Source organism: Nocardia sp. NPDC052254, assembly GCF_040679495.1.
Classification (GTDB): domain Bacteria; phylum Actinomycetota; class Actinomycetes; order Mycobacteriales; family Mycobacteriaceae; genus Nocardia.
Genome location: NZ_JBFAUW010000005.1, coordinates 64,155 through 84,740, shown reverse-complemented (window position 1 = coordinate 84,740; position 20,586 = coordinate 64,155). Strand labels below are relative to the sequence as shown.

The 20,586-nt window shown below is 68.7% G+C and carries 18 protein-coding genes; 14 read left to right on the top strand and 4 right to left on the bottom strand.

Annotation, left to right across the window (positions count from 1 at the left end):
• Nucleotides 1-273: 273 nt before the first annotated feature.
• The 5 genes from AB0L57_RS14750 to AB0L57_RS14730 all read left to right on the top strand — a co-directional run bounded on the left by AB0L57_RS14750 (nt 274) and on the right by AB0L57_RS14730 (nt 4,742).
• Complete coding sequence (locus AB0L57_RS14750; protein ID WP_364961543.1) at nt 274-942, top strand: VOC family protein; 669 nt, start codon at nt 274-276, stop codon at nt 940-942.
• Between the two features lie 328 nt (nt 943-1,270).
• The gene (locus AB0L57_RS14745; protein ID WP_364961542.1) at nt 1,271-2,719 is read left to right on the top strand and encodes a hypothetical protein; all 1,449 of its coding nucleotides are present in this window, start codon (nt 1,271-1,273) and stop codon (nt 2,717-2,719) included.
• On the top strand, nt 2,712-3,083 hold the full coding sequence (locus AB0L57_RS14740) for a hypothetical protein (RefSeq protein WP_364961541.1): 372 nt from the start codon (nt 2,712-2,714) through the stop codon (nt 3,081-3,083). The genes AB0L57_RS14745 and AB0L57_RS14740 overlap by 8 nt, the downstream gene beginning before the upstream one ends.
• A 128-nt stretch (nt 3,084-3,211) precedes the next feature.
• Nucleotides 3,212-3,598, top strand: a complete 387-nt coding sequence (locus AB0L57_RS14735) for a hypothetical protein (protein WP_364961539.1) — start codon at nt 3,212-3,214, stop codon at nt 3,596-3,598.
• A gap of 73 nt (nt 3,599-3,671) precedes the next feature.
• Nucleotides 3,672-4,742, top strand: coding sequence for an NAD-dependent epimerase/dehydratase family protein (locus AB0L57_RS14730; RefSeq protein ID WP_364962396.1), 1,071 nt, complete (start codon nt 3,672-3,674; stop codon nt 4,740-4,742).
• 8 nt (nt 4,743-4,750) lie between these two features.
• On the opposite strand, the gene AB0L57_RS14725 is transcribed toward AB0L57_RS14730, so the two are convergent.
• Genes AB0L57_RS14725 through AB0L57_RS14715 form a run of 3 tightly spaced genes read right to left on the bottom strand, consistent with a single transcriptional unit; the run spans nt 4,751 to nt 7,855 of the window.
• Complete coding sequence (locus AB0L57_RS14725; protein WP_364961537.1) at nt 4,751-5,827, bottom strand: HAMP domain-containing sensor histidine kinase; 1,077 nt, start codon at nt 5,825-5,827, stop codon at nt 4,751-4,753.
• Nucleotides 5,817-6,515: a response regulator transcription factor gene (locus AB0L57_RS14720; RefSeq protein WP_364961535.1), complete on the bottom strand. Its 699-nt coding sequence runs from the start codon at nt 6,513-6,515 to the stop codon at nt 5,817-5,819. The genes AB0L57_RS14725 and AB0L57_RS14720 overlap by 11 nt, the downstream gene beginning before the upstream one ends.
• Nucleotides 6,512-7,855, bottom strand: a complete 1,344-nt coding sequence (locus AB0L57_RS14715) for a hypothetical protein (RefSeq protein WP_364962393.1) — start codon at nt 7,853-7,855, stop codon at nt 6,512-6,514. Before AB0L57_RS14715 ends, AB0L57_RS14720 begins: the two co-directional genes overlap by 4 nt.
• A gap of 175 nt (nt 7,856-8,030) precedes the next feature.
• Here AB0L57_RS14715 and AB0L57_RS14710 point away from each other — a divergent pair, with 175 nt between their 5' ends.
• The 4 genes from AB0L57_RS14710 (at nt 8,031) to AB0L57_RS14695 (ending at nt 11,015) form a co-directional block, all read left to right on the top strand.
• Nucleotides 8,031-8,693, top strand: coding sequence for a glycosyltransferase family 2 protein (locus AB0L57_RS14710; RefSeq protein WP_364961533.1), 663 nt, complete (start codon nt 8,031-8,033; stop codon nt 8,691-8,693).
• Nucleotides 8,690-9,364, top strand: coding sequence for a DUF2064 domain-containing protein (locus AB0L57_RS14705; RefSeq protein WP_364961531.1), 675 nt, complete (start codon nt 8,690-8,692; stop codon nt 9,362-9,364). The genes AB0L57_RS14710 and AB0L57_RS14705 overlap by 4 nt, the downstream gene beginning before the upstream one ends.
• 92 nt (nt 9,365-9,456) lie before the next feature.
• Nucleotides 9,457-10,596, top strand: coding sequence for a molybdopterin-dependent oxidoreductase (locus AB0L57_RS14700; RefSeq protein ID WP_364962390.1), 1,140 nt, complete (start codon nt 9,457-9,459; stop codon nt 10,594-10,596).
• Nucleotides 10,593-11,015 (top strand): hypothetical protein, encoded by a 423-nt coding sequence (locus AB0L57_RS14695; RefSeq protein WP_364961529.1) that lies wholly within the window; start codon nt 10,593-10,595, stop codon nt 11,013-11,015. Before AB0L57_RS14700 ends, AB0L57_RS14695 begins: the two co-directional genes overlap by 4 nt.
• Here AB0L57_RS14695 and AB0L57_RS14690 read toward each other — a convergent pair.
• Nucleotides 11,003-12,109, bottom strand: coding sequence for an aminotransferase class I/II-fold pyridoxal phosphate-dependent enzyme (locus AB0L57_RS14690; protein WP_364961527.1), 1,107 nt, complete (start codon nt 12,107-12,109; stop codon nt 11,003-11,005). The genes AB0L57_RS14695 and AB0L57_RS14690 overlap by 13 nt on opposite strands.
• Before the next feature lie 293 nt (nt 12,110-12,402).
• Between AB0L57_RS14690 and AB0L57_RS14685 the strand changes: the two genes are divergently transcribed.
• From AB0L57_RS14685 to AB0L57_RS14665, 5 genes are all read left to right on the top strand, one after another.
• Nucleotides 12,403-14,031, top strand: a complete 1,629-nt coding sequence (locus AB0L57_RS14685) for a class I adenylate-forming enzyme family protein (protein ID WP_364961525.1) — start codon at nt 12,403-12,405, stop codon at nt 14,029-14,031.
• A 172-nt stretch (nt 14,032-14,203) separates the two neighbouring features.
• On the top strand, nt 14,204-16,819 hold the full coding sequence (gene rph / locus AB0L57_RS14680; protein ID WP_364961523.1) for a rifamycin-inactivating phosphotransferase: 2,616 nt from the start codon (nt 14,204-14,206) through the stop codon (nt 16,817-16,819).
• Between the two features lie 141 nt (nt 16,820-16,960).
• On the top strand, nt 16,961-17,731 hold the full coding sequence (locus AB0L57_RS14675) for an SDR family oxidoreductase (protein ID WP_364961521.1): 771 nt from the start codon (nt 16,961-16,963) through the stop codon (nt 17,729-17,731).
• An 88-nt stretch (nt 17,732-17,819) separates the two neighbouring features.
• Nucleotides 17,820-18,881, top strand: a complete 1,062-nt coding sequence (locus tag AB0L57_RS14670) for a dihydrodipicolinate reductase (RefSeq protein ID WP_364961519.1) — start codon at nt 17,820-17,822, stop codon at nt 18,879-18,881.
• 95 nt (nt 18,882-18,976) lie between these two features.
• The gene (locus AB0L57_RS14665) at nt 18,977-20,527 is read left to right on the top strand and encodes an HD domain-containing phosphohydrolase (protein WP_364961517.1); all 1,551 of its coding nucleotides are present in this window, start codon (nt 18,977-18,979) and stop codon (nt 20,525-20,527) included.
• Nucleotides 20,528-20,586: the final 59 nt, after the last annotated feature.

Sequence of the window (20,586 nt, the reverse complement as noted above, 5' to 3'; positions counted from 1 at the left end):
TCGAAGCTCCTTCCTACGCAATCCGATTCAGTACGTCGTCCTGACCGTATGTCATCGGGAGGTTCCCGACGAATCGCCGCGATGCGTTCGCATGCAATCGAATCCTGTTGAGCTACCGGGCAACGTGACGGCACACCACGCGGATCCGGTGCCGTCGCAGGGCGGATCTTGCCCAGCACGCCGGGCCGTTGCGTGCTTCGCAATGCACCTTGACATAAACCATAGTTCAGGTTCTAGCGTCGGATGTGACCGCCGATGCTGAAGGAGACCGCCGTGAAGATCCTCGAAGTCGAGCTCACCGCGAGCAATCTCGACCTGGTGGCCGAGTTCTACCGGGATCTTCTCGGGCTCGAGGTCGACTCCCGGGCCGAGGGGATTGCCGTGGAGATCGGCAGCAGCCGACTGGTGGTGACCGAGGGGCCGTCGTTCGCGGGGGTGCACCATCTCGCGTTCGGGATCTCGCCACGCGATGTCGACCTCGCCCGCCAGTGGCTGCGGCAACGGGTCGAGCCGATCACGCTGGCCGGGGTGGACACCTTCGACGGGCCGCCGGGCTGGGATTCGCGGTCGGTGTACTTCGAGGGGCCGGAAGGGATCGTGCTGGAACTGATTGCCCGCCACGCCGATCGGTCGGAGCCGGCCACCGCCGGCGATGCTCCGCGCCTGCTGTCGATCAGTGAGGTGGGTATCGGCGTACCCGACGTCGGATCCGCGGTCGGGCGGCTCGCCGATGCGTTCGGGCTACCGCGCTTTCCGCCGCAACTGAGCGGATTCGCTCCGGTCGGCGGGCACGACGGGCTGCTGATCGTGGTGGAATCGCAGCGATTGTGGTTTCCCAGCGGCGAGGATCTGCCCGCGCGCGGACCGGTGACCGTGCGAATCGAGAGTGCCGCGTCCGGTGAGGTGGCGCTCACGACCGTGGCCACGGTGCGCGCCGGGTGAGCTGTCCGGCGCGAGGCGGACCTGGGAGTTCGGCACCGGTCCGCGATTCGCGGGAAGCGGTGCCGGGTACGGGGTGCCGGAGTATCGTCGGAAGGGCCGGGGGATGGCGAGGACCGGACGTCGTATCGGGGGTTTCATGAAATGCACGGCCTGTGGTGCCCGGACCGTCGTGGCATCGCCCGCCTGCCTGACATGCGGAGCGGTATTTCCCGCCACGCGGGGTGCTGCGCCCGAACGTCGTTGCGCGCCCGAAGGTTCGGGCCCGGCAACGCGCTCCGGCTCGCGGCCCGCGGAGGCTTCGCCGCCCGCGCCCGCGACCGAGCGCGGTGTGATCCCCGCGGCCGATGGGGTCGATGCCACCAGATACCTCTGTGCGGCAGTGCATTTCGACCGCACATTGGCGGACAGGGTCATCGGCCAGGTGCTGCAGCAACCCTTGCGGGCGGTCGCCACCTCACCCGGTGTCGATCTGGAGTCGGTGGCGAAGTACGCGATCGCGACCAGGCGCAGACATCTGACTGGTGACATCGTTCTCGCGATCGTGCTGATCGTGCTGTTCGTGTATCTTCCGATCGACCGGGCCGACGCGATAACGGGACTGGTACTTCCGCTGCTGGTTGTCGGGTGGATCGTGGTGTCGATCGAGGAGATGGTTGCGCGCTGGGGAGGTGGCGGGCGGCTGCTGCGCCGCGAAGCATTCGCTGCCGCCGCGGCTCCGGCGGTCAACAGCCCGGTCGCGGTGGCCCAAATCGAACATGTCGCGACGTATTCCGATGCGAACCTCACGGTCTATCACGGGTACCAGCCATTTCTCGGATACGGGGCGATGGTCGATGCATGGTCGGTGGCGCTCGATATCACCAAGGCCGCCGACAGCGATGAACCGGTCGTGCCCTTCGCCGTGGCAGAACTGAACCGCCGCCTCGGTGACCGGATCGCAGGTCTGGACATCCCCGGTATCCGGGTGCGTCAGCGAGTGTTCGTCAACGGCACCGATATTCACGACGACCGCAGACTGTTGCCCGACCCCGCCCGGCGGCCACCGCCACATGTCGGCGGGCCGACGATCGACCAGTTGATGGCCCACCCCGAGGACCGGGTCCGGCCCTATCTCGTCGCCGAGATCATCGGATGGCGTGGCGAACTCGTGTGGAGTGTGTTCCTGCGCCCGGTCACCACGGCCACCTCACTGTTCGTCGAGGCCAACTACTGCATGTTGCCGCCCTTGCGGCAGTCCTACCATGCCATCGACGAGATGCTGACGGTCGCGGACCTGAGGCAGGTCGTCAAGCTGTGGTCGAGGGCCGTGCTCTCGGCACCGCGCCGGTGCCTGGTCTGTCTGCCGGGCGCCGTGCGCGGAGTGTTGGCCGCGCCGCTGAACACGCGGCGCGTGGCTCGGCAGCGTCGGCAGGTGAAGCGTGCCTGCAGCTTCGATCACGGTGCGTCGCTGAGTATCCGGGAGGCCGCGGCGGATCTGCGCCGCGATCGGGACGGGGGCGTCGTGCTGGGTTACCACCGCTACTTCCAGCGGCTCGATGAACAGATGTACAGCAAGATCGTCGAGAAGCGGATCTTCGAAACGCTCGCGGACTTCCTGCGGGAGCGCAATATCGATCCCGCGGAACTCCTCCGTCGCAGCGAGACCATCATCAACAGCAGCGTCAGTATCGGCGGCGATGTCGCCATGCAGAATTCGGCACTCGGCGGGTTCTCGGCCATGGCGACCCGTATCCGAAACCGATCATCGAACAGCGCCCCAGGAGTGGCACATGGATAACCGGACCGGAGTGAATGTCGGAGGCGATCTCCACGTCGAGGGCGGGTCGGCGGTCGGCGGCCGGGACGCCGTGGTGACCACCACGACCGGGACCGAGTCCGCGGCCACGCCCGCGACCCTCGAGGATCTGCGGCGGATCATCGCCGAACTCGCCGATGCGGTGCGGGCGGCCGGTGAGCTCCCCGAGCGGGACACTGTGAGCGACGCGGTCGAGCACGTCCGCGCCGAGGCCGCGAAGGACAAGCCGAATCGTCATGTGCTCACCGGCATCCTCGCCGAGATCGGGTCCGCGCTGACCGGAGTCGGGAACCTGGCGCGTACCGTCACCGCGGTGCAGGAGGCCGTGCGCGCGGTATTCAGCTGACCGGATCGGCTGTGGCGTAGGCGAATTCGGGATCCATACCAGACAACGCCGCTTTCCTGTGCGTATCGTCGTCCGCCTTCGTGGACTCGGCACCGAGGGGACGGCCGTGCGCGCTGCCCCTGAGCAAAGTGAAACGCGTTCCAATGTTTCTCGACATCCCGGTCAGCACGGTGCAGCCCGGCCCGTTCCGCACGAATATGGTCGAGGGAATCCGCGCGACATTCGATCGGGCCCGCAGCCGGTCCACCCATTTCGCCGAATTGACCGGGCGGGTTGGTGATCTGGCGGTCGACGAGCAGCGCCGTGCGCACGATCCGGCGATTCTCGCCGAAACAGTGTGGCAGGCAGCGACATCGACGCGCCCGCGGCGGCGCTATTCGGTACGTCCGGACCCGCGCCGGGCGTTGATGCACCGGATGCCGGACAGTCTGCTGGACCCCCTGCTGCGCCGGCTGCTCGCCACCGGACAGCCGAGCGCGGCGGAAGGGCGATCACCCGGCGCGCGCGGCGGGTGATCGTGCGGCCGAATGTGACGGTTCGCTTACCGCCGCGGTGCGGTCCTCCCATCGCACCCCGGTGGCGGAGACAATCTCGGGTATGCGGATTCTGCTGACGGGTGCGGCCGGGTTCATCGGATCTCATGTGCGGCGGGCGCTGTCGCGCGCCGGAGCCGAGGTGGTGGCCGTCGACGCGATGCTCGGTGCCGCGCACGGCGCGCACGCCGAACCTCCCGACGGCGTGCGTCGCGTCGACATTCGTGATCCGGATGCCCTCGACGCGCTGTTGCCCGGTATCGATGTGGTGTGTCATCAGGCGGCGGTGGTGGGAGCCGGGGTGACGGTTCAGGACGCCCCGGCCTACGCCAGCCACAATGATCTCGGGACCGCCGTGCTGCTGGCGGCGATGGACCGGGCCGGATGCCGTCGGCTGGTGCTGGCGTCGTCGATGGTGGTGTACGGCGAAGGGCGTTATCGCACAACCGGTTCCGTGGCGGTGGCGCCGCCGCCGCGTCGTCGCGCGGATCTGGAGCAGGGCCTGTTCGACCATCGTGATCCCGATACCGGCACCCCGCTGCAATGGGTGGCGGTGAGCGAGCGGACGCCGCCGGATCCCCGCAGCCTGTACGCCGCGAGCAAACTCGCACAGGAGAATTACGCGGCGGCGTGGGCCACCGCGACCGGAGCGACGGTGACCGCGTTGCGGTACCACAATGTCTACGGCCCCGATATGCCCAGGGACACACCGTATTCCGGAGTTGCCGCGATCTTCCGGTCGGCCCTCGAGGCCGGCTCCGCGCCGCGTGTCTTCGAGGACGGCGCCCAGATGCGCGATTTCGTGCACGTCAGCGACATCGCCGCCGCCAACCTGCGGGCGGTCGAGCAGCCGCTCGGCGGGTTCACGGCGTTGAACATCGCCTCCGGACATCCGATCGGTATCGGCGCGGTGGCCGCGATCCTCGCCCGCGCCCAGCACGGTCCCGAGCCGGTGGTGACGGGGGAATTCCGGCCCGGCGACGTGCGGCACATCGTCGCGGCGCCGGACCGGGCTCGCGAGCTGCTGGGATTCACCGCCGCGATCGCACCCGCACAGGGGCTCGCCGAATTCGCGACCGCCCCCTTGCGGGCCGCGTCCGGGACGGGCGCACCCGAGTGGCGGTAGCGCGCGAATCAGGTGGCGGCGGGTGCCTCGGCGCCGCGGGCGGGCGGTGCGGAGGCCGGGACCTTCGCCGTGCGGGGTAACAGCGGCAGCCGAATTTCGAAGCGGCAGCCCGCTTCTCGATTCGATGCGGTGATCTCACCATGATGGACCGACAGCAGGCCCGCCGCGATCGCCAGACCCATGCCGCTACCGCTGCCCTCGGCCGCGGGGGAGCGCGCCGCCGCGCCGCGGTAGCCGGCCTCGAAGATTCGCGGTAGATCGGCGGCGGCGATGCCGGGGCCGGTGTCGTCGACACGGGCCCAGGTGCGGCCGTGCTCGGCTCCGGCGGAGATCTCGACGGCTCCGCCGGGCGGCGTATGCGCGATCGCGTTGGCGACGAGATTGGTCAGCACGCGCGTCAGAGCCTGATCGCTGCCCGCCACCATGATCGCCGAATCGGGCTGGCGGGCCCGAAGACGTACGCCCGCGCGACCGGCCGCGGGTTCGCCGGCGGTGAGCACTTCGTCGATCAGCTCCCGCAGATCGAGGGGTTCCACGTGCAGCCGCAGCGCCCCGGCATTGATCTTCGACATCTCGAACAGGTCGTCGACCATCTCCGAGAGCCGGGTGGTCTCGCGGACCACCTGCGTCCCGTAGCGCGCGACATCGTCGGCCCGGGCGACCACACCGTCGGCCAGTGCCTCGCCCATCGCCCGGATTCCCGCCAGCGGTGTGCGGAGATCGTGACTGACCCATGCCACCAGCTCTCGCCGGGACGACTCCGCGGCGCGTTCCTGGTCGAGCATCTGTTTCTCCCAGACCAGCTGACGTGCCTGCGCCCGGCCCAATACGACCGCCGCCGGCACGGTCACCGCGGTGACCACGATGAGCACCACCGCCATCCTGGCCAGCGCGTCGGAGAACATCAGGCCGCTGACCGCCACGAATCCGCAGAGGGTGGCCAGCGTCGGAATCAACACCAGGATCACCATCGACAGCCCGAGTGCCCGGTTGCGGAACAGCCGAAGCAGTACCGCGCCGACGGCCACCACGGGCACCGATCCGGCCAGCGCCCATCCGATCAGGCCGAGAACATCATTCGGCACGATCGACTCCTGTCCCGGCACGCCAGGCGTAGCCACGCCCCCACACCGTCTCGATCCGATGAGTATCGCCGAGTTTGGCACGCAGCCGTTTGACGTGCACCGTCACCGTCGATTGATCGCCGAAGTCCCAGCCCCACACCTGGGCGAGCAACTCCGTCCGGCTGAAGACCTGCTGCTGATGAGTCAGCAGGAAGGCCAGCAGATCGAATTCGCGGGCGGTCAGCGATATCGGCCGCCCGGCGATGTCCACCGTCCGGGCGGCCGACCGCAACCGGATCTCGCCGCTGCGCACCACGGCGGTCGCGGGTGGCGGGCCGTGCGTGCGGCGCAGCACCGATGCCACCCGAAGTGCGAGCTCCCGCGGACTGAACGGCTTGGTCAGGTAGTCGTCGGCGCCCGCGGTGAGCCCGAGGACCCGGTCTTCTTCCTCGCCCAGGGCGGTGAGCATGATGATCGGTGTGCCGGGGCGCTCACCCGCGCGCACCGTGCGGCACAGGTCGATGCCGTCCGGCGCGGGCATCATCACATCCAGAATCGCCAGGTCGATATCGTCGCCGGTCAGCGCGCGGGAGGCCGCGACACCGTCGGCGGCCTCGACGACCTGCAGGCCGTCGCGCTCGAGGTAGCGGCGGACCACCTCGCGAACCACGGGGTCGTCATCGGCGATGAGAATGCGCACGGCGGTCACCAATTCGTGAGGATGACATGGGCCAGCACCAGGGTGCCGACCGCTTGAACGGCCAGCCAGCCGCGCGCGGTGCGGGCCGGCAGCAGGGCGGTGCCCGCGATCACCCAGACGTCGAACGGCAGCCAGATGCGCTCGGTTTCGGCCTTGCTCAGACCGCTGAGATCCGCGAGCAGCAATGCGGTGAGTGCGGCCAGCGCCACCAGCGCCGCCGGATCCGCGCGCGAGCGCCACTGCGTCAGGGCACGACCGGGCGTCGCGCGGATTTCGCCCGGAGCGGGAACTCGCAGGGCGCCCGGCAGACGATGCAGTGCCGCCGCGGTGGCGAGGCCGATCGCGCACACCGTGGCGGCCAGATTGCCCCAGATCCAATAGGACACCGGCCGGGTCGTCGCGATGCCCTGGTAATAGCGCTGGACCACCAGGTGGTAGCCGTCGAGCCACCAGAATCCGGACAGGGTGAAGGCCGCGACCACCGCGAGTGCGCCCAGGAGCGCGGGCCATACCGCCCGCACGCCGCGCAGCAGCGCCACCGCGGCGGCCGGAACGGCCATCAGGATCAGTCCGTAATTGAGATAGATCCCGAACCCGAACAGCACGCCGGCCACGAAGACCAGCAGCGGTCGTGCGCGCGGCCCGCCCAGCCCGGCCGCGAGCGCGGCGACCGCCCACGCGACCACGCCGGCGAAGAAGGCGTCGGCCGAGACGGCCAGCCAGATCGCCGCGGGCGCCAGTGCGAGAAACGGTGCGGCGGCGCGGGCCCGAGCCTCGGCGCCCGATGCGCGCAGGGCCACCAGCACGGCCACCGACGCACTGCAGCCGACGAGCAGGCACAGGGTCGAAGCCCATGCGCCGCCACCCAATCCGATCCGGTCCAGCCAGACGAACACCAGCAGCGCGCCCGGTGGATGCCCGGACACGTGGGTGGTCCAGGAGTCCGGCTGGAAGTCCAGAATTCGTCCGGAGAACCCGCGCAGCATCGCCGGAATGTCGTGCACCCCGCCGACCTCGTGCAGATATTCGTGGGTCGTGGTCAGCCGCCCGGCGAAGCCACGCTGCCAGCCGTCGACCATGGCGAGAGCGAACGCCCATGCCAGCGCGGCAGCCCAGGTGACCGGTAGCAGCCGCCGCCAGCCGAGGGCGGCGGCGACGGCGGGGCCGTAGCGCGCCACGACGATCGCGATGACGATCGCGGGGCCCGTTCCCCATCCGATGTGCGGCAGCCAGGAACCGAAGATCGGCGCCGAGGCGGCATACAGCGATTCCCGATAGTGCGGCGTGCTGATCCGGGGAACGACGAATGCCACGGCGACCAGGACGGCCGCGCCGAGCGCGCAGGCGATGTCGACTCGGACGCCCGGAACTCGCCGCGCCTGCGGTGCGGTACTGCTGCGGGTATCGCTCACCGGTTCACGGTAGGTCCCCGCGGGCCCGCACGGCAGTATCGCGACCGGGCCGTCATACTTTCGTCACCGGTTTCACCAGGTCTTTTGCGGGAATCCGGCTTACGGTCGAGATGTGAACCCCATCGAACCCGCCACCGGCCTGACCGTGGTGATTCCGTGCCGGAACGAGGCCGGCGCCCTGCCCGCTGTCCTGTCGGCGGTTCCCCGCGGGTACCGGGTGGTCGTGGTGGACAACGGCTCGACCGATGCCACCGCCGAGGTGGCGCGCGCCGCGGGCGCGACGGTGGTCACCGAATCCGTGCCGGGGTACGGCAGCGCCGTACAGGCCGGAATCGCGGCGACGGCGACCGAACTGGTGGCCGTGCTGGACGGCGACGGCTCGATGGCACCCGGCGAATTGCCGCTGCTGGTGGCCGAACTCGGCCCCGGCGTCACCATGGTGGCCGGGCGCCGCCGCCCGATCCGGGGGGCGTGGCCGTGGCATGCCCGATTCGGCAATTGGCTGCTGGCCCGGTGGCTGCGGCACCGCTACGCGTTGCCCGTGCACGATCTGGCCGCGATGCGGGTGATCCGCCGCGCCGAGCTGGTGGCGCTCGGCCCGCTGCATCCGCGTTCGGGATATCCGCTCGCACTGCTGGCGGGTGCGGCGCGCGCCGAATGGCGGGTGGTCGAATGCGATGTCAGCTATCGCCCGAGAACCCATGGTGTGTCGAAGGTTTCGGGTTCGATACTCGGGACGGTACGCGCCGCCCGCGACTTCTGGAGTGTGCGATGACCGTACTGCCGTTCACGCTGCTGGTGGTGGCCAAGGCGCCGGTCGCCGGATTCGCCAAGACCCGGCTGACCCCGCCGCTGTCCCCGGCCGAGGCCGCGGATCTGGCCGCCGCCGCACTGCTGGACACCCTGAGTGCGGTCCGCGCCAGCGGCGCGGCGCGGCGGGTGGTCGCGTGGACCGGCGAGCTGGACATTGCCTGCCGCGCCCATGAGATAGCCTCGGCCCTGGGCGATTTCGACATCGTCGCGCAGCGCGGTGTGGATTTCGGAGTACGGCTGGCGAATGCACATGCCGATGCGGCCCGCCTCGGACTGCCCGTCCTGCAGATCGGAATGGACACCCCGCAGGCCGGAGCGGCGCTGCTGGCCGAGTGCGGCGACCGGCTGCTGTCGGGCCCGGACGCGGTACTGGGACCCGCCGTCGACGGTGGCTGGTGGGCGCTGGGACTGTGCGATGCGCAGGCGGCGCGAGTACTCGCGGATGTGCCGATGTCCACCGAGCGAACCGGTGCGCTCACCCGAGAGGCATTGTCCAGCAACGGTTGTCGAGTCGAATCATTGCGCGAACTCAACGACGTCGATCTCTTCACCGATATCGCGGAGGTGGCCGCGGGGTGCAGTGGGCTGTTCGCGACGGTGGCCGGATCGCTCACGGCGTCCCGGCCCCGGTGAGTACCTCCCGCGACGAACGGTCACTGCTGCCCGCGGCGATCAGGACTCGCCTCTCACCCGCTCGCTCGCCTGCGGTCGCCGCTCGGATCGGCATGGGTATCGCGGTCACGGTCACGATCTGTTTCGTGACCGGCCTGATCAGCCACTGGATTCAGCATCCGCCGGACTGGTTCCGTTGGCCCGCCCATCCGGTCTGGCTGTATCGGGTGACCCAGGGCACGCATGTGGTGTCCGGGGTGGTCACCATCGCGCTCGTGCTGGTGAAGTTGTGGTCGGTATATCCGCGGTTGTTCGCCCGGCCGGTCCTCGGCGGGCCGGTGCGGCTCGCCGAACGCGTGTCGATCGCGGTGCTGGTCGGTGCGATGCTGTTTCAACTGGCGACAGGGCTGTTCAATATCGCCCAGTTCTACGCCTGGCGGTTCTTCTTCACGACCACCCACTACGCGATGGCCTACATCGCTTTCGGCGCGCTCGCCGTGCACCTGGCGGTCAAGCTGCCGGTCGTGCGGGCCGCACTCACCCGGCGCGAGACCGTGGCCCACGCGCCCTCGGCGACGGCGGTTCCGCCGGCGGGCGCGTACCGGCAACCTGGGGTGGGCGAGGGGGCTACCGGCCCGGAGCCGGCCGGCCGCGAGCAGATGGTGTCGCGCCGCGTGGTGCTCGGCACGGCGGCCGTCTCCGCGGCGCTGGCGGGATTGTCGGTGGCCGGGCAGTCGGTGCCGTGGCTGCGCCGGATTTCGGTGCTGGCACCGCGCAGTGGTGACGGGCCGCAAGGTGTGCCGGTGAATCGCACCGCCGCGCAGGCGGCGGTGATCGAGCGTGCTCTCGATCCCGGCTATCGACTGGTGGTCACCGTGGGGCAGCGGCACCGCGGTTTCACCCGGGCGGAGTTGGCGGCGTTGCCGCAGACCGCGGTGATATTGCCGATCGCCTGTGTGGAGGGCTGGAGCGTATCCGCGCACTGGTCGGGTGTCAGGCTGCGGGATCTGCTGGCGGCAACCGGTGACTACCAGGGCGGTGCGGTCGGTGTCCGATCGCTCGAGCGCGGTGGCCTGTATGCCGGTTCGACCCTTCCGCACAATTTCGCCATCGACGAGTCGACGCTGATCGCCCTGCGGCTCAACGGATCCGACCTCGATGTGGATCATGGTTACCCCTGCCGATTGATCGCGCCCAACCGCCCCGGGGTCCTGCAGACCAAATGGCTGTCCGAGATCGAGGTGCTCGGATGACCGTCATCCGGGCATTGCTGATCGCGGCGGGCCTCGCGTCGGTGGCCTACGGCATCGATCTGGTGCTGCGGATGAGCACGACCGACCTGATGTCGATCGCGGTGTGGTTCGGCGGACTGCTCCTGTTGCACGACGCGGTCTTCGCGCCGCTTTCCGCCGCGGTCGGCACGGTGGGCCGGTATGTGATTGCCGATCTCGTGCGCGGGCCGGTCATCGTCGGCGCGGTCGCCACCGTGACACTGGCGATCGTGGCTGTCCCGGTTCTGGGACGATCGGGTGCCGTGGCGAATTCGACTGTGCTGGATCGCAATTACGGTGCGGGCCTGGCCGTCGCGCTGCTGCTGGTCTGGACGGGGGTCGCGGTCGCGGTGCTGTGGCGCGGTCGGCGCGGTCCCGGCCGTGCGGCTCAGCGGCGGTGAATCCGCTCGCAGGCGTCGATGATTCGCTCGATCTGACCGGCGGTCAGCGCGGCATGCAGGGACAATCGGATCAGTGCCCGGCCGCGGGGTGTGGCGGGCGAGCAGAAGGGGGTGCCTGCCACACCGTGCGCCGCCAGTACCGCGCGGACGGCCAGGCCGTCGGTTTCGGTCCCGGCGGGTATCGAGACGATGTGACTGCCCGGCCCTGCCGAATCGAACCCTATGTGGGTGAGTGCGTTTCCGACGGTGTGGGTGATCTCGCGCAACCGGGCGCGGCGTGTGTCCGCGGCCTGGATCACATCGAGGGTGGCCGCGAGACCGGCGATATCGTGGGATCGCAGGGCCGAGGAGAAGATCGCGGGATATGCCACCGATTCGAAATAGCGGGCGAAGTCGGGATCGAGGGCGGTGACGAGCCCGGCCCGGCCGGCGAACGCCTTGGCCAGGCTGGCGGTGCGGAAGGGGATTCGCTGGGTGAGTCCGAGTGCGACCACCGCGCCGGCGCCATGCGGGCCGTCGACACCGAGCGAATGGGACTCGTCGACAACGAGCACGGAACCGGTCGCTTCGGCGATATCGCACAGATCTGTGAGTGGGCTGCGGATGCCGGTGGTGTTGTCGATCGCGTCGACGGCGATGACCCCGGGCCCGTGGGTACGGATGTGCTCGGCCAGTTGCCCCGGATCGTGATCGTCGAATAGATGTAGCGGCGCGGTCGCGGTGACCGCTGCCTGCCGCCACGACATGTGCGCGCACTCGGCGACGTGAACCGGAATATCCGGCCCTGTGATGGCTTGCAGCAAACCGATGTTGGCCTCCCACCCGGACTGGCACACCACCGCTGCGGCGGCATGGGTGTACCGGGCCAGGCGCGGTGCCAGCGGTCGCGTGCCGGACTGGTCCGGGTCGCGCAGGGCCGCGATCATGGCGGCCGTGATCCGGCTGTCCTGCGCCAGGGCCAGGTAGTCGCTGGTCGACAGTCTGATGTCGGCGGTGCCCGGATTGTTACCGCGCAGGAACCGCTGGGCCTCTCGGCGTTGCGCCGTGCGGCCGCGATCGATGCGCTGCTGCACTCGTTCGGCGACTGTTGCCACCTCGGTCTCCTCGCCAGGGTCGGCCGTTTCGATGTGGTCGGCATCCGGCCGGTGCGATCGCACAGCCGTGTGTCCCCATGATCATTACTCATCCGGCGGGTGCGAAACCCCTGCGATGCGGTGACGAAATCGTGACGTTATCGCCCACCGGGAAGCAGGTATCGATCCGCGACGGGATTTCGAGCAAGGTCTTCGGCCGGTCCGCAGGCCGTGCGAGGACAGCGCGATGGTCGGCTGAGATCGAGGCGTGGTTCTACCATCGACGGGCGATACGCGATCGAGGTGAGGATGGCATGACCGGCAATCTGGACAAGGGCTCGCCGACTCCGGCGAGTTACGCGACCGACCCCGAACGCTACGAGGACCTGTCCATCGGCGAGATCGTGCGTCACCGGGCGCAACGAATTCCCCGGCGCCCCGCCTTCGTCAGTTCGGCCCGCGTGACGACCTGGGACGAATACGATCGGCTGGCCGACGTGTTCCGTGCACACATATGCGATGCCCCCGGTGGGCCGCGGGCGCGGGTGGCGCTGCTGCTGCCGGACACCGAGGCCGTCCATGCCGCGCTGTGTGGTTGCTATCGAGCCGGTCGCATCGCCGTGGCCATCGGAATCCGGTCGGGGGTGCGCGAGATCGCCCACATCATCGGCCGTACCGAGGCGGCGACGCTGGTCACCGTGGCCATGATCGGGGATCGGCCGTGGCCGGAGTTGGTCGAGGCGCTCGGTGCCGAAGGCGTGTTCCCGGACGCCGTTGTGGTGGTGGACGAGCAGACCGGTGAGGTCGTCCGGCATCGCCTCGATGAGGGGGCGGCCGGTGAAACCCACTGGGAGGGTGAGTCTTTCACGCCCTCGGATATCTCGATCCTCAATTCGACCTCGGGCACCACCGGGCTGCCGAAGGTGGTCGCGCACAGCGAACGACGATGGGCCGCCTTCGCCCGCGAGGCGATCGTGGGCGCCCGAATCGGTCCGGACGATGTCCTGTGTTCGGTGGTCCCCGCGCCGTTCGGATTCGGATTGTGGTCCGCGCATTTCCTGCCCGCCCTGCTCGGCATTCCCGTCGTGGTCACGCCGCGGTTCGATGTCGAGGAGACCGTGCGGCTGATCGAGCGGGAGCGGGTCACCGTCTTGTGCTGTGTCAGTACGCAGTTCAAGATGCTGCTGCGTTCGCCGACGTTACCGGATCACGATCTGTCCAGCCTGCGTGTGCTCTACACCGGCGGTGAAGCCGTTCCGTATCGCGATGCCCGCGCGTTCGAAGAGCACACGGGCGCAAAGGTTCTGCAGTTCTACGGCTCCAATGAGAGCGGTGCGGTGAGCCGGACGACGATCTACGACGACGCGGAGACGAGGCTAGGCACCTGTGGCCACGCACTCACATCGATGAACGTCCGGGTACTCGATGACACCGGCGACGATGTGGCCGGTGCCCTCCGCCGTGGGCAGCCGGCCGTGCGCGGACCGCTGCTCTCGGAGGGCTACTGGGACGATCCCGCCGCGAACGCCGAGCTGTACACCCCGGACGGGTGGATGCTGCTCGGAGACATCGTCGAGATCGACGACGCGAACCGGGTGCGGGTGGTGGGGCGCACCTCGGATTTCATCATCCGCGGTGGCAAGAACATCTCGGTGGTGGAAATCGAGGAGCTGGTGCGGGGCGTCGAACCGGTGTCGGATGTCGCCGTCGTCGGGATCCCCGACGAGATCTACGGTGAAAGAGTCTGCGCCGTGGTCGTTCTCGCCGAGGGGGAGTCGCTGGACAGGGCCGGATTGTCGAGCCGGCTCGAATCGCGCGGAGTCGGCAAGGAGTACCTGCCCGAGTATGTGGTCGTGGTGGACCGGCTCGAACTCGGACCGGGCGGGAAGACCGATCGCGCCGCCGCCCGCACGACGGCTGTGCACATGCTGCAGCGGCGGTGATCGTAGCGCCGAGATGTGTGCCGAGCGGCCGGATATCCGGTCCGCGACAGCGATGACATTCCCTTCCCCATCCCCCTTTCAGTTTATACACGATCCGTGCTCCTCATGAGGCTCCGGATTCTGGTCCATAATCGCCCGCGACACCGGAAACCAACAGGTGAGGAGCGGCGCAGTGGGTTGTGTGCTGGGGTTCGAGAAGATCGATCGGGCGCAGGTCGCGGTCGTCGGCGGCAAGGGAGCGAACCTGGGGGAGCTGGCGCGAATCGAGGGTGTCTCGGTACCGGACGGATTCTGCGTGACGACGGAGGCGTTCGGGCGGGTGATGGCCGAGATTCCGGGGCTCGAGCGGTCTCTGGCAGGGCTGGCGGGGCTCGAACCGGAGGATCGCGAGTCGATCCGGGAGCGGAGTGCGGACATTCGCCGGGCGATCGAGGAGTACGCGATTCCCGGCGATCTGGCGGCGGAGATCACCGATGCGCTCGCGGCACTGGGGCGCACCGAGCCCTGTGCGGTCCGGTCGAGTGCCACGGCCGAAGACCTGCCGACCGCGTCTTTCGCCGGTCAGCAGGATTCCTACCTGAACATCGTGGGTCCGGGGGAGATCCTTCGGCACATCGGCAGGTGCTGGGCGTCGTTGTTCACCGAGCGAGCCGTCGTGTATCGGCTGCGCAACGGTTTCGACCACCGGAAGGTCGGGATGGCGGTGGTCGTGCAGCGGATGGTGTTCCCGCAGGCCGCGGGGATCGTGTTCACCGCCGATCCCGTCACCTCCAATCGGAAGGTCGCCTCCGTGGACGCCGGGTTCGGGCTCGGTGAAGCGCTGGTGTCCGGGCTGGTGAACGCCGATGTGTACAAGGTGCGCGACGGTGCGGTGGTCGAGCGGGTGATCGCCACCAAGGAGCGTGCGATCGTGGCCGCGCCCGAAGGCGGCACGCAGATCGTCGACATCGAGGAGAACCGGCGGCGCGAACCGGTGCTGACCGATGCCGAGGTGGTGCGGCTGGTGGGGCTCGGCCGCACGGTCGAAGCCCATTTCGGTAGTCCGCAGGACATCGAATGGTGCTGGGCCGACGGCGATTTCACGATCGTGCAGAGCCGCCCGATCACGACGTTGTTTCCGCTCCCGGAACCCGAGGACGACGGCCATCACATCTTCATCTCCGTCGGGCATCAGCAGATGATGACCGACGCCATGAAACCGCTGGGCCTGTCGTTCTGGAAAACGATCAGCCCGGGACACATGCGCGACGCGGGCGGGCGATTGTTCGCCGATGCCACCCGGAGACTGGCCGAGCCCCAGAGCCGGGCCGCCACCGTGGCGGGCTTCGTCAAATCCGATCCGCTGACCGGGTATGCGCTGCGCGGCGCCGTCGAGAGTGCCGGTCTCGACCTTCCGGACGTGCAGGAAGGTACGACGGCGAGTGGGTGGGTCGGCGACAAGGACGCCCCGCCGATCGCGACCGACCCGGCCATCGTCGCCGGGCTGATCGCACAGAACGAGGCTTCCGTCGCGCACCTGAAGCGCGAAATCGGGCAACGGTCCGGCGCGGCACTGCTCGATTTCATCGCGGCCGATATTCGTGAGCTGCACCGGGTGCAGTTCAATCCGCTCAGCCTGCAGGTGATCACGGCGGGGATGGATGCGGCCTGGTGGCTCAACGATCAGCTCGAGGCCTGGCTGGGGGAGAAGAACGCGGCCGATGTGCTGACCCAGTCGGTTCCGCACAATGTCACCTCGGAGATGGGGCTGGCGTTGCTGGATGTCGCCGACGCGATCCGGCCGTATCCGGATGCGGTGGCCTTCCTGCAGCGGGTCGACGACGAGGGGTTCGACGACGCGCGCTTCCTGGACGAGCTGGCGACGCGCACGGGCGGTGCGCCGGCACGCGCGGCGATCGAGGCCTATCTCGACAGCTACGGCATGCGCTGCGCCGGCGAAATCGACATCACGAGGCCGCGGTGGAGCGAAAGTCCCACCACACTCGTGCCCGTGATTCTGGGCAACATCAAGAACTTCGAACCGGGTGCCGCCGCGCGCCGTTTCGAGGAGGGCCGGCAGCAGGCGCTGGCGAAGCGACGTGAGCTGCTGGAGCGGCTGCGGCTATTGCCGGACGGCGAAGACAAGGCCGCGGAGACCGCGCGCATGATCGACCGCGTGCGCACCTTCGCCGGCTATCGGGAGTATCCGAAGTACGCCATGATCACCCGCTACCTGTCCTACAAGCGGGCCCTGCTGGCCGAGGCCGAGGGGCTGGTGACCGACGGCGTGCTGAGCCGGGCGCACGACATCTTCTACCTCACACTCGCGGAACTGCGCGAGGTCGTGAACACCCGCCGGGTGCCCCGGGGACTCATCGAGGAGCGCCGCGAGGAATTCCGTTCGTATGCTGCGCTCACGGCACCGCGCGTGCTCACCTCCGACGGTGAGACGTTCGTGGGAAGTTATCGGCGCGAGGACATTCCGGCCGGTGCGCTGGCGGGAATGGGTGTGTCCGCGGGTGCTGTCGAAGGCCGGGCCCGCGTCGTCACCGATCTGGCGCGCGCGGACCTCGAGCCGGGCGACATCCTGGTCACCGCGTACACCGATCCGAGCTGGACACCACTGTTCGTCGCGATCACGGGTCTGGTGACCGAGGTCGGCGGCCTGATGACCCACGGTGCGGTGATCGCGCGCGAGTACGGTCTGCCGGCCGTGGTGGGTGTGGAGGACGCCACCCGGCTGATTCGTGACGGTCAGCGGATCCGGGTGCACGGACAGGACGGATACGTCGAGATCCTGTCCGAGTGACGGGCGCGGCCATTGTGGACCCGCCCGAGATCTGGCAATCTCTCAGTCAAGAATCATATTCTTGACTGTGAGATTGTGAATCTCCAGTGCCGTCCGGACCGGCGGCGCTCGTGCGGCGTGAATTGTCGAGGTGGTATCCCCATGGCCTATGCCGATGAACTCTTCGATCTGACCGATCGGGTCGTCGTGATCACCGGCGGCAGCCGGGGGCTGGGCCGGGAGATGGCGTTCGCGGCCGCGCGGTGCGGCGCCGATCTGGTTGTGGCGAGCCGGAACTACGACAGCTGTGCGGCGACCGCCGCGGAGATCGAGCGGGTCACCGGCCGGGCGGTGCTCCCGTACGCGGTGCACGTCGGCCGGTGGGATCAGCTCGACGGCCTGGTCGATGCGGCCTACGACCGCTTCGGGAAAGTCGATGTGCTGATCAACAATGCCGGGATGCAGCCGGTCTACGATTCGCTCGGCTCGGTGGGGGAGAAGCTGTTCGACGCGGTGCTGAACCTGAATCTCAAGGGGCCGTTCCGATTGTCGGTGCTGGTGGGGGAGCGGATGGTCGCGGCCGGACGCGGTTCGATCATCAATGTGAGTTCATCGGGGTCGATCCGGCCGCGGCCCTCGATCGTTCCGTACGCGGCGGCCAAGGCCGGTCTCAATGCCATGACCGAAGGGCTCGCGCTGGCCTTCGGGCCGGCCGTGCGGGTGAACACCCTGATGGCGGGCCCGCATCTCACCGATGCCACCGCCGGCTGGAAGCTGGACGAGATCGCGCCACAGGACAATCCGTTCGCCGCGCATGCGCTGCGGCGTCCGGGCCGCCCGGAGGAAATCGTCGGTGCCGCACTGTTTCTCGCCTCCGACGCGTCGAGTTTCACCTCCGGGGCCACGCTGCGGTCCGACGGCGGGATGCCGTAGGAAAATCTGCTCGAACCTGCCCGTGCGGGGCGCCTTGGGTGTATCCAGTATGGAAAGCTCATATCGACCGTTTGAGAATGAGGTTTCCATGTCATCCGTCGGTTATCGGGTCGTGCAGTGGACGACCGGCAATGTCGGCAAGAGTTCGGCGCGGGCGCTGCTGGCCCATCCGGCCCTGGACCTGGCCGGCTGTTTCGCCTGGTCTCCGGACAAGGCCGGCCGTGATGTCGGCGAACTGTGCGGCGGCCCGGCCGCGGGCGTGACGGCGAGTTCGGATGCGGCGGCTCTGCTGGCGCTCAAACCCGACTGTGTGGTCTACAACCCCATGTGGATCGACGTCGACGAGCTGGTGCGCATTCTGGAGTCGGGCGCCAATGTGGTCACCACCGCCTCGTTCATCACCGGTCACAATCTGGATGAGGGGCGTGACCGGATCGAGCAGGCATGTCTGCGCGGGAATTCGACGCTCTTCGGCTCGGGGGTCAGCCCCGGTTTCGCGCAGTTGCTCGCGATCGTGGCGGCCGGTGCCTGCGACCGCATCGACAAGGTGAGCATCGCCGAATCGGCGGACACCACCTTCTACGATTCGCCCGACACCGAACGTCCGGTCGGATTCGGGATGCCCATCGATGATCCGGCGTTGCCCGGTATGGCGGCGAAGGGCACCGCGATCTTCGCCGAGGCGGTGCGGCTGCTGGCGGGGGCGCTGGGAACCGAACTCGACGACATCGTGTGCGAGGCCGAATATGCCCGGACCACAACGGATCTCGACCTCGGGTCGTGGACCATTCCCAAGGACTGCGTGGCTGGTGTGTATGTGAGCTGGCAGGGACGCGTCGGCGGCGCGACCGTCATCGATGTGAATGTGCGCTGGCGCAAGGGGCAGAGCCTCGAACCGGACTGGAAACTCGACGGCGACGGCTGGAAGATCACCATCGACGGCCGCCCGACGGTGAACATGACCGTCGGATTCCTCCCGCCGCCGGACTTCGGCGCCGAGACCATCGCCGACTTCATGGTGCTCGGCCACATCATGACCGCCATGCCACCGATCCACGCCATCCCGGCCGTGGTGGCCGCCGCACCGGGTATCGCGACCTACACCGACCTGCCGCTGATCACACCGCGGTCGATACTGCGGGTGCCGTAGCGGGCCCGAACGCCGGATCCGAGCATCTTCCCTGGTCGAAGGCGTCAACTCCGGCGTCGCGCGGCGTAATCTACGGATAGGAGCGGCGACAGGAGATGCTCGTGGCGGCCGTGGTATCGCGCAGGGAGGTGCTCGGGGCGCTGTCGCTCGCGATCGATCTGGGGCTGGGCCAGCCGATGGAGCACATGGTGCGCTCCGCGGTCATCTCGACCAGGCTGGCCGAGCGGCTGCGACTCGACGACCGGGAGCGGGCGGCGGTCTTCTATGTCTCGCTGCTGATCTGGATCGGATGTTTCGCCGATTCGCACGAATACTCGCGCTGGTTCGGTGACGACATCGCGGTGCGTCACGACAGCTATCAGCTCGACTGGTCGGGTCTGCCGTATCTGCGCTTCCTGCTCGGCAATGTGGGACGCGGTATGCCGCTGGCCAAGCGGGCCCGGATCGGGGCCGCGTTGTTCGTCGACACCCGGGGCAATCTCGCCCGCCTGGCACGCTCGCACTGCGCGTCCGCCGCGATGCTCGCCGAACGGTTCGGTCTGGGGGAAAAGGTCTGTTCGGCACTGTCTTTCACCTTCGAACGCTGGGACGGGGGCGGGCTGCCGAACGGGGTGTCCGGTGTGGGGATCCCCGTGGTGATGCGGGTGGTTCAGCTCGCCGACGTCGTCGAGGTCCACCATCGCGCCGGTGGTGTGGACGCGGCCGTCGCGGTGGCCTCCGGGCGAAGCGGTGGTCAGCTCGATCCGGACGTGGTGGCCGCCTTCGTGGGCTCGGCGCCGGAACTGCTCGCCGCGGCCGGTGACTCCTGGTCGGCCGCGGTGGCGGCGCTGAACGAACCGGATCGGGTGCTCGGCGACGGCGAACTGGACCTGCTGCTGCGGGCGCTCGGCGATTTCGTCGATCTGAAATGTCCTTTCACTCTTGGTCATTCGCGTGGAGTGGCCGACCTGGCATACGCCGCCACCGGATGTGTCGGACTCGGTGGCGCGGACGCGGATCTGCTGCGCCGGGCCGGATATGTCCACGACCTCGGCCGGATCGGCGTCTCCAATCTCATCTGGGAGAAGCCCGGCGCGCTCACCGCGCCCGAATGGGAGCGGGTACGGATGCACCCCTATCTGACCGGCCGGATCCTGAGCCGGGTCGGAGGTCTGGAGCAGGTGCGCGCGATCTGCGAGCGCCATCACGAACATCTCGACGGATCCGGCTATCCGAACGGCCTGACCGGAGGCGTTCTCACCGTGCACGATCGGCTGCTCGCGGCGGCCGCGCGCTATCACGGTTCGCTCGAGCCGCGACCGTACCGGGCTGCGCTGGATCCCGATCAGGCCGCTCGCCGGCTCCGGGGCGACGCCGCGTCCGGGCGCCTCGAACCGGCCGCGGTCGAGGCGGTGCTCGAGGCCGCCGGGCATCGGCGGTCGCGGCGACTCGCGCATCCGTCCGGATTGACACCGCGCGAAGCCGAGGTGCTGATCAACGTCGCCTACGGCCGGAGCAATCGCGAGATCGCGAACGAGCTCCGCGTATCGGAGAAGACGGTCCGCAATCACGTCGAGCACATCTACGCCAAGATCGGCGTCACCAACCGGGTCGGCGCCAGTTTGTTCGCGGCCCACCACGGCATGGTCACACCGCTGTCGAACTGATCCGGGAATGTGGGGCGGATGCCTCATGACCCGGACCGCCACCTGAACGACGATCGTTG

Coding starts and splice junctions, on each gene's coding strand:
- AB0L57_RS14670 (WP_364961519.1), top strand. CDS start 17,820: ATGTCATCCGTCGGTTATCGGGTCGTGCAGTGGACGACCGGCAATGTC.
- AB0L57_RS14675 (WP_364961521.1), top strand. CDS start 16,961: ATGGCCTATGCCGATGAACTCTTCGATCTGACCGATCGGGTCGTCGTG.
- AB0L57_RS14705 (WP_364961531.1), top strand. CDS start 8,690: ATGACCGTACTGCCGTTCACGCTGCTGGTGGTGGCCAAGGCGCCGGTC.
- AB0L57_RS14700 (WP_364962390.1), top strand. CDS start 9,457: ATGGGTATCGCGGTCACGGTCACGATCTGTTTCGTGACCGGCCTGATC.
- AB0L57_RS14665 (WP_364961517.1), top strand. CDS start 18,977: ATGCTCGTGGCGGCCGTGGTATCGCGCAGGGAGGTGCTCGGGGCGCTG.
- AB0L57_RS14695 (WP_364961529.1), top strand. CDS start 10,593: ATGACCGTCATCCGGGCATTGCTGATCGCGGCGGGCCTCGCGTCGGTG.
- AB0L57_RS14685 (WP_364961525.1), top strand. CDS start 12,403: ATGACCGGCAATCTGGACAAGGGCTCGCCGACTCCGGCGAGTTACGCG.
- AB0L57_RS14740 (WP_364961541.1), top strand. CDS start 2,712: ATGGATAACCGGACCGGAGTGAATGTCGGAGGCGATCTCCACGTCGAG.